The following is a 6,831-nucleotide window of genomic DNA, read 5'->3' as shown; positions in this document are numbered from 1 at the left end:
TGATGTTCCAGCGGGCGTTGGCGGTGAACCGGATCGACTGCCGCTTGTCCTTGCGGGACTTGAAGCGGGGCGGGCCGGTCTTGGGCCCCATGCGGGTGCCCTTGAGGGAGGCGAAGAAATTGCGGGTCATAATCAGCCTCTTCGACAGCTCGGCGGCCTTGGGGAACGGCTGCTCGGCCTTGCGGGCGTCTTCACGGGCGCGGACCGCGTCGTTGAACACGACCCGGGCGCACCCGAACGCCCTCGCCAACGCCCTTTGCTTGCCGGTGTCCGGGTACAACCTGAAGGAGTACCGGAGCTGCATGACCATCACCCTACAAAAATGGGTTATGGGTGAAATGCAGGAGATCAGAACTGGTCGTCACTATGCTTTCGTGATGCACGTCCACTTGGTCTTCGTGACCAGATTCCGGCACAAGGTGTTCACCGATGCCCACCGGCCCAGGAGTGCGCGATCTCGTTCGCGGTAAGGGGCCGCTCCGGCCCCTCGACGCCGACCCACCCGTCACCGACCTCGACAACGCCCCGCTCGGCGAGCCAACGTCGCGCGTCCTCCATGGCTTGCGTCTCCATATGAAAAGTATGACAAGCCGTGGAGTGGCGTCCGACTGCCAAGTGTGACCCGAACTCGGATCAGGGACTCGGATCAGGCACACATTCCGTGAGAACGATCATCGATGTTGTGGCTTCTGACTGAGTGGTGGGCCCGACGCCGGGTCAGGCGTTGCTGTGCTTGGGATGGAGGACTGCCTCGGCGGTCTCCCGGACCCGGTCCATGGTGATGCCGGTCCGCTGTTCGACCGCTAGGGGGTGATCGGTGGGCTCCAGCTCGATGAGCGGACGTCGGCCGACGGGACGAGTGTGGGCGTGTGTCTTCAGGTTGGTGGTGCTGGGTGAGTAGAGCCCCAACTCGGTGGTCAGCCAACCGAAATAGAGGGGTTCGGCTTCCCGGCCGGGCGTCTCCCACATGTCCAGGGCACGCGCGAAGCTGTCCCGACTGAGGGAGACCCAGACACCCCAGGAGAACGCCTCATCGCTGTCGGCCACGGGTATCTCGATCAGGCCTTTGACGAAGAAGTGTTCACCCTTGATGATGCACTGGTCGGAGGAGAGCATGCTGGCGGAGTCGTCCGCAAAGCTCTCGGACCAGACGTCGGGGGCCATGGTGGAGAACCCCATCGGGAGTTCTGCGTGGTATTCGCCGCAACATGAGCAGGTGAAGCCGAGATCGTTGGTCATGACCGGGAGCCTGACGATGTACTGCGCTGCCGCCCGGAGGGGGAAGGCAAGCCGAGCCTGCCGGCAGGCGCCCCCCTCGCGAGTTCGTTGTCGTTTCAGGCAGTGGTCGGGCACTGTTGCGAGTGGTCAGGCCAGGAACTCTGACAGCAGGCGGTTGAGTTCGGTCGGCCGCTCGGTCGGCATGGAGTGGTGGGTGGCACCCGGCAGCGCGGTGACGGCTGCGTTCGGCAGGAGCCGGCGGGCGCCCGCGGTGACGTCCCGCACGTCGTGTGCCCGGCTGTGCTCGGCCAACAGCACCAGGGTCGGGACGGCACAGGCCCGCAGGTCCTGCGCCCTGGGCCGTCGCATCGCGACGACCTTCGACCGGCGGGCGGAAACGGTGGTGTCCAAGAAGTCCCGCCACAAGGGGTCTTGGGGAGTATGCCCGGACTCCCAGAGAAGAAAGGCGCGTTGACGCTTCACGGTGCGCCTCAAAAGCATGGGGGCTGCGCGCAGCAGGTAGCGAGGGCTCATGCCGGCGAAACAGTTGGGGGGATCGAGCAGTGCGAGCCTGCTGACGCGGTGGGGCGCGTGCAGTGCGTAGTTCAGCGCGATCCACGCGCCGTAGGAGTGGCCGCATACCTGGGCGGCGTCGAGCTGCAACGCCTCGCACAGCGCGTCCAGCCACGTCATCAGGTCTGCGGCGCCGCCCAGTGGCGTCCCGTTGTGGACGCTGCGCCCGATGTCTCCCATCAGGTCGACTGCGTACACCCGATGGGAGCGGCTGAGGGCTTCGATGTTGGCGAACCATGCCGCCGAGGTGGTTCCGCCGCCGGGAAGCAGGAGGAGTGCGGTGCCGTCCTGTGGGCCGCAGAGATGGACCCGTGTGGTGCCGTAGGCGGAGGGCACATCCATGCTTCGGACATCCGCCGGCCACCGGCGCAGTACGGCGTCGTACGCCGCGTAGAAGGCCGCTTCACCATCCATGGCTCCTCCGTGGAATCATTCGACCATCAACTCTCTCGACCATCGAGACAATAGCGCGGAGGCAACGATGGATGACGAGGACCCCGCACTCCGGCTGGTCCATCTGCTACGGGCCATCACGGTCGAACTCGACCTCTTCGGCGCCGAGTTCGCCGACGACAACGGGCTGCATCCCACGGACGTACGCGCACTGATCCACCTGCTGGACGCCGGTCGTGCGGGCGTCATCGCCACACCAGGTCGGCTCGGGAGCGGGCTGGGGCTGAACTCGGCCTCCACCACCGCCCTGGTCGACCGACTGGAGCGGCTGGGCCTCGTCCGCCGCGAACGCGACACCCGCGACCGCCGCCGGGTCCTGCTGTCGGTGGAGGACAAGGCCGTCGCCCTGGGCTGGTCGTTCTTCGGACCACTGATCAACAGCATGGTCGTGGCCATGCGTTCCTTCGACGATGCGGAGCTGACCACAGTGCGGCGCTTCCTGGTGGAGATGCACGACGTCGTTGCCGCAGGACGACAGGCCCAGCAGGAGAACGCCACCGGGCGGTGAATCGAGTTGAACGGGATAGCGCGGGAGGTCCGGTCAGCGATCTCGTGATGGCGAGGTCAAGCCGCTGCTCAGTCGATAGTCCCTGACCTTCAGGGCTGTGTGTTTGTCGCCCGCTGAGGCGCACAGGGGCGAGGGGAGCTTAGCGACGGGATTCGCCGGCGGGTGCGGACCGGTGCCGCGTGGCGGGACCTGCCAACGGAATACGGCCCCTTGGCAAACGGTCTGTGGGGTTCTTCCGCCGCTGGCAGGCCGCTGGCAGTGCGACGGGGGCTGGGCAAGGGTGTTGCCCAGGTCCCCAGGCCCGGCCCCGCGTCCGTCCCCTGCGGGTCCGGGGCGACAAGGCCTCCACTGATCAGGTCGGCCACCGCAGACGCCGGGGAACGGCCGGCGGGCGGCCTCCAACCTTGACCGTGACGGCTACAAGGCCCGGCACACGGTCGAGTGCGGCATCAACGGCGCTCACAGTGATGCTTCGTACGCATCGCGGATACTTTTCGGGATACGCCCGTGGTCATTGACGAGGTAGCCGTTCGCGCGGGCCCAGAGGCGTATCGCCTCGTCCTCCGGACTGCGATCGGGCATACGACGCCCGGCGGCCACGCCTGTGTTGCCCGGGGAGACCCCTTCCAACTGGTCCGCTACATCGTGGAAGAAGGCGAACAGTGAGGTGTATTCGCGGTCGTTGGGGAGGGACCCTTCGCTCCAAGATCCGACGCTCCCGGTGCGTGTGTTCAGGAACTTCCCGTAGAAGCCGTCTCTTTCCGCGGAGATCGGCACCCACTCCCGGCGCCAGGACGGGCAGTCAGGGTCTCCCGACGGCGCCATCTCCTCCATGGCCACCTGGTGGAGGTAGACACGCTCGATGTCCGTGAGACCAAGAAGGAGTCCACCGCTGGGCAGGACCCCCTGGCACCCCAGCGCCACCAGACACGATCGGACATCAGGTTCCCTGCCGGCATCGAGGCCGTTCGCCAAAAGCCACTGCCGCATCGCCGGTGGCAATGTGAGGCCCATGCGCGTTTCGGCTTCGCTGATGGCCGTTGAGCTCCCCGGTCCGCCGAGGAAAGCGAAGACGCCAGGGTCGTGCTGCTCGAGCCACGCGGTCACGCGGCCCCACGCCTGTCGTACGTCTCCCGCCTCGTGCGTCGGCGTTCCACTCACGTGCGATCTCCAGCTCCGTCGCATGCGGGCGCATACGGAGTACGCCCGCACGCGTTGCTGGTGGTGAAGCTGTTTATCGGAGGCAGAGGCGACCGCTGATCATCCATGGGCAGACCGTACGCGGGGCCACTGCCACCGAATGCTGTCAGGGCCCCGTGCTGCTGCGGGCCGGCTACGGCGCTCAGCCACACCCACCAGCGCGCCCTCCCGTGGTGCGCCGGTTGCCTCGGCCCCCGAGCCGCTGTGTGATCTCTGCAGGTCGGGAAAGGCGGTCAGCGGACTCGGCCTGGCGAGGCGGCTGTGTGACGACCGGCGTCAGACCTGGCTCAGTTGACGTCGGCGGCTTTCCGCGCCACGTAGACGGTGTTGGCCGCGGTTCCTCCTTGCAGTGGGTTGCTGAAGTCGACGACGTGAGCTTCCGATTCCGAGAAGACATCTGCGAGGACGGAGTTGAACTGTTCGTCCGGCGGATCGTTCGACCAGAGGGCGAAGACGCCATCGGGCTGGAGACGGGCGGCGAGGGCGCGCATGCCGGCGGGCTGGTAGAGCGTCGCGTGACGTGGGTGCAGCACATGCCGTGGCGAATGGTCCACGTCCAGCAGGATGGCGTGGAAGCGGCGGCCCGGCTCACGGGGATCCAGACCGCAGGCATCTTCGACCATCGCGAAGAAGTCACCCTGGACCAGGCGGCAGCGGGGATCCGACGCCAGGGAGGCGCCCAGCGGGACCAGCCGCCGCTGATGCCAGTCGATGACCTCGCCGAGTGCGTCGATGACGACCAGGGAGCGGACACGTGGGTCGCCCAGGGCGGCCTGGGCGGTGTAGCCGAGGCCGAGCCCGCCCACCACGACGTCGAGTTCGGAGTGCGGCAGTTTCGCCAGGCCGAGCCGGGTCAGGGCGATCTCGCCCGCCGTGAAGAGGCTGGACATCAAGAACTCGTCCCCGAGCTTCACTTCGTACACATCGTCGCCCGATGCCGGGTCCCGTCGGCGCCGCAGACTGATGTCGCCCATCGCCGTCGGGCGCCAGTCGATCTCCTCGAAACGCGCGCTCATCCGTTCACCTTTCTGATGCCGACGATGCGTACGCCGGGGCCCTGCTCTGCGAGCTCAGCGCTGTGCACTTCCCTGCCGTCGGCCGGACAGGGAAGTGGCAGTCAGGGAAATGTCAGGCGTCGATGATGACGGGGATGATGAGGGGCTTGCGGCGGTAGGTGCGGAACGCCCAGTTCGCCACGGCGCGGGCGATGAGCTGTTCGAGCTGGTGCGCGTCGCCGACGCCCTCCTCGGCCGCGGTGGCCAGCGTCTTCTCGATCACCGGAATGACCGGTTCGAAGGTGGTGTCGTCGTGGACGAATCCGCGGGCCAGGAAGTCGGGGGTCTCGGCGAGGGCGCCGGTGTCGGCGTCGACGATCGCCACCACCGTGACCACGCCTTCCTCCGAGAGGGTGAGGCGGTCCTTGAGGGAGGCCTCGGTGGCGCCGCCGACTTCCATTCCGTCCACGTAGACGTTGCCCGCGGGCACCTTGCCGGTGATCGACGCGCGCCCGTCGACGAGGTCGACGACGACACCGTCCTCGGCGATCACCACGTTCTCGGGATCGACGCCGGTACGGATGGCCAGATCGGCGTTGGCCCGCAGGTGACGCCATTCGCCGTGTACCGGCATGACATTGCGGGGCTTGACGATGTTGTAACAGTAGACGAGCTCACCGGCACTGGCGTGCCCGGAGACATGCACCTTGGCATTGCCCTTGTGGACGACATGGGCGCCCCACCGGGTCAGCCCGTTGATCACCCGGTAGATGGCGTTCTCATTGCCGGGGATCAGGGAGCTGGCGAGCAGGACGGTGTCGCCCTTGCCGATCCGGATCACGTGGTCGCGGTTGGCCATCCGCGACAGAGCGGCCATCGGCTCGCCCTGGGATCCCGTGCACACCAGGGTGATCTTGTGGTCGGGGAGCTTCTCCAGCTCCTTCATGCTGACCACAAGGCCGCGCGGAACCTTCAGATAGCCCAGGTCGCGGGCGATGCCCATGTTGCGGACCATGGAGCGGCCCACGAAGGCGACCTTTCGGCCGTGCTGGTGGGCGGCGTCCAGGACCTGCTGGATGCGGTGCACATGGCTGGCGAAGCTGGAGACGATCACCCGACGTGGTGCGGTGCGCAGGACCTGCTCGATCGCGGGGTTCAACTCGCGCTCGGAGACGGTGAAGCCGGGCACTTCGGCGTTGGTGGAGTCGGTGAGGAACAGGTCGACGCCCTCCTCGCCGAGGCGGGCGAAGGCGCGCAGGTCGGTGATGCGGTCGTCCAGCGGAAACTGGTCCATCTTGAAGTCGCCGGTGTGCAGGACCATCCCGGCGCTGGTACGGATCGCGACCGCCAGAGCGTCCGGGATGGAGTGGTTGACCGCGACGAACTCGCAGTCGAAGGGCCCGAACGCGCGCCGGTCGCCCTCACGCACCCGCACCGTTCGGGGCCGGATGCCGTGCTCCTTGAGCTTGGCCTCCAGGAACGCCAGCGTCAGCTTCGAGCCGACGACAGGAATGTCCCGACGCTCGCGCAACAGATACGGCACGCCCCCGATGTGGTCCTCGTGGCCGTGGGTGAGCACCACGGCCACGATGTCGTCGAGGCGATCCCGGATCGAGGTGAAGTCCGGCAGGATCACATCCACGCCGGGCTGGGTCTCCTCGGGGAACAGTACGCCGCAGTCGACGATGAGCAGCTTGCCGGCGTGCTCGAAGACGGTCATGTTGCGGCCGATCTCACCGAGGCCGCCGAGGGCGACGACCCGCAGACCTCCGTCGGGCAGTGGCGGGGCGGCTTGCAGCTCTGGATGCGGATGGCTCATACCGCGACGTTACCGGAGAGTGAGAAAGGATGATCCATTGCCTGCGCGGTCTCTTCGTCTAGACG

Annotated in this window: 8 protein-coding genes; 1 reads left to right on the top strand and 7 read right to left on the bottom strand. The window is 67.1% G+C overall.

Features of this window, described 5'->3' with window-relative positions; genetic code table 11:
- The 4 genes from AC5P09_RS45640 to AC5P09_RS45625 all read right to left on the bottom strand — a co-directional run.
- Positions 1-304: helix-turn-helix domain-containing protein (locus AC5P09_RS45640; RefSeq protein ID WP_493879585.1), on the bottom strand; the 304-nt coding region annotated here is incomplete at its 3' end.
- A 119-nt stretch (positions 305-423) separates the two neighbouring features.
- Positions 424-573, bottom strand: coding sequence for a hypothetical protein (locus tag AC5P09_RS45635; RefSeq protein ID WP_493879584.1), 150 nt, complete (start codon positions 571-573; stop codon positions 424-426).
- Positions 574-717: 144 nt separating this feature from the next.
- Positions 718-1,239 (bottom strand): DUF2199 domain-containing protein, encoded by a 522-nt coding sequence (locus tag AC5P09_RS45630; protein WP_493879583.1) that lies wholly within the window; start codon positions 1,237-1,239, stop codon positions 718-720.
- 126 nt (positions 1,240-1,365) lie between these two features.
- Positions 1,366-2,205, bottom strand: a complete 840-nt coding sequence (locus AC5P09_RS45625; RefSeq protein ID WP_493879582.1) for an alpha/beta fold hydrolase — start codon at positions 2,203-2,205, stop codon at positions 1,366-1,368.
- A 67-nt stretch (positions 2,206-2,272) separates the two neighbouring features.
- Between AC5P09_RS45625 and AC5P09_RS45620 the strand changes: the two genes are divergently transcribed.
- On the top strand, positions 2,273-2,752 hold the full coding sequence (locus tag AC5P09_RS45620; RefSeq protein ID WP_493879581.1) for a MarR family winged helix-turn-helix transcriptional regulator: 480 nt from the start codon (positions 2,273-2,275) through the stop codon (positions 2,750-2,752).
- Positions 2,753-3,211: 459 nt separating this feature from the next.
- On the opposite strand, the gene AC5P09_RS45615 is transcribed toward AC5P09_RS45620, so the two are convergent.
- The 3 genes from AC5P09_RS45615 to AC5P09_RS45605 form a co-directional block, all read right to left on the bottom strand.
- Positions 3,212-3,859, bottom strand: a complete 648-nt coding sequence (locus AC5P09_RS45615) for an Lsr2 family DNA-binding protein (RefSeq protein ID WP_493879580.1) — start codon at positions 3,857-3,859, stop codon at positions 3,212-3,214.
- 380 nt (positions 3,860-4,239) lie between these two features.
- Complete coding sequence (locus AC5P09_RS45610; RefSeq protein WP_493879579.1) at positions 4,240-4,968, bottom strand: polyamine aminopropyltransferase; 729 nt, start codon at positions 4,966-4,968, stop codon at positions 4,240-4,242.
- Between the two features lie 112 nt (positions 4,969-5,080).
- A complete protein-coding gene (locus AC5P09_RS45605; protein WP_493879578.1) occupies positions 5,081-6,766 on the bottom strand; it encodes a ribonuclease J in 1,686 nt (561 codons plus the stop codon).
- Positions 6,767-6,831 lie beyond the last annotated feature (65 nt).

It is taken from the genome of Streptomyces sp. a15 (assembly GCF_059026085.1).
The sequence above is the reverse complement of the archived record's forward strand: the minus strand, read 5'-3'. Positions and strand labels throughout refer to the sequence as shown.

Excerpts from the sequence above, each read along its gene's own strand:
- AC5P09_RS45635 (WP_493879584.1), bottom strand. The coding sequence starts at position 573 with ATGGAGACGCAAGCCATGGAGGACGCGCGACGTTGGCTCGCCGAGCGG.
- AC5P09_RS45630 (WP_493879583.1), bottom strand. The coding sequence starts at position 1,239 with ATGACCAACGATCTCGGCTTCACCTGCTCATGTTGCGGCGAATACCAC.
- AC5P09_RS45625 (WP_493879582.1), bottom strand. The coding sequence starts at position 2,205 with ATGGATGGTGAAGCGGCCTTCTACGCGGCGTACGACGCCGTACTGCGC.
- AC5P09_RS45620 (WP_493879581.1), top strand. The coding sequence starts at position 2,273 with ATGGATGACGAGGACCCCGCACTCCGGCTGGTCCATCTGCTACGGGCC.
- AC5P09_RS45610 (WP_493879579.1), bottom strand. The coding sequence starts at position 4,968 with ATGAGCGCGCGTTTCGAGGAGATCGACTGGCGCCCGACGGCGATGGGC.
- AC5P09_RS45605 (WP_493879578.1), bottom strand. The coding sequence starts at position 6,766 with ATGAGCCATCCGCATCCAGAGCTGCAAGCCGCCCCGCCACTGCCCGAC.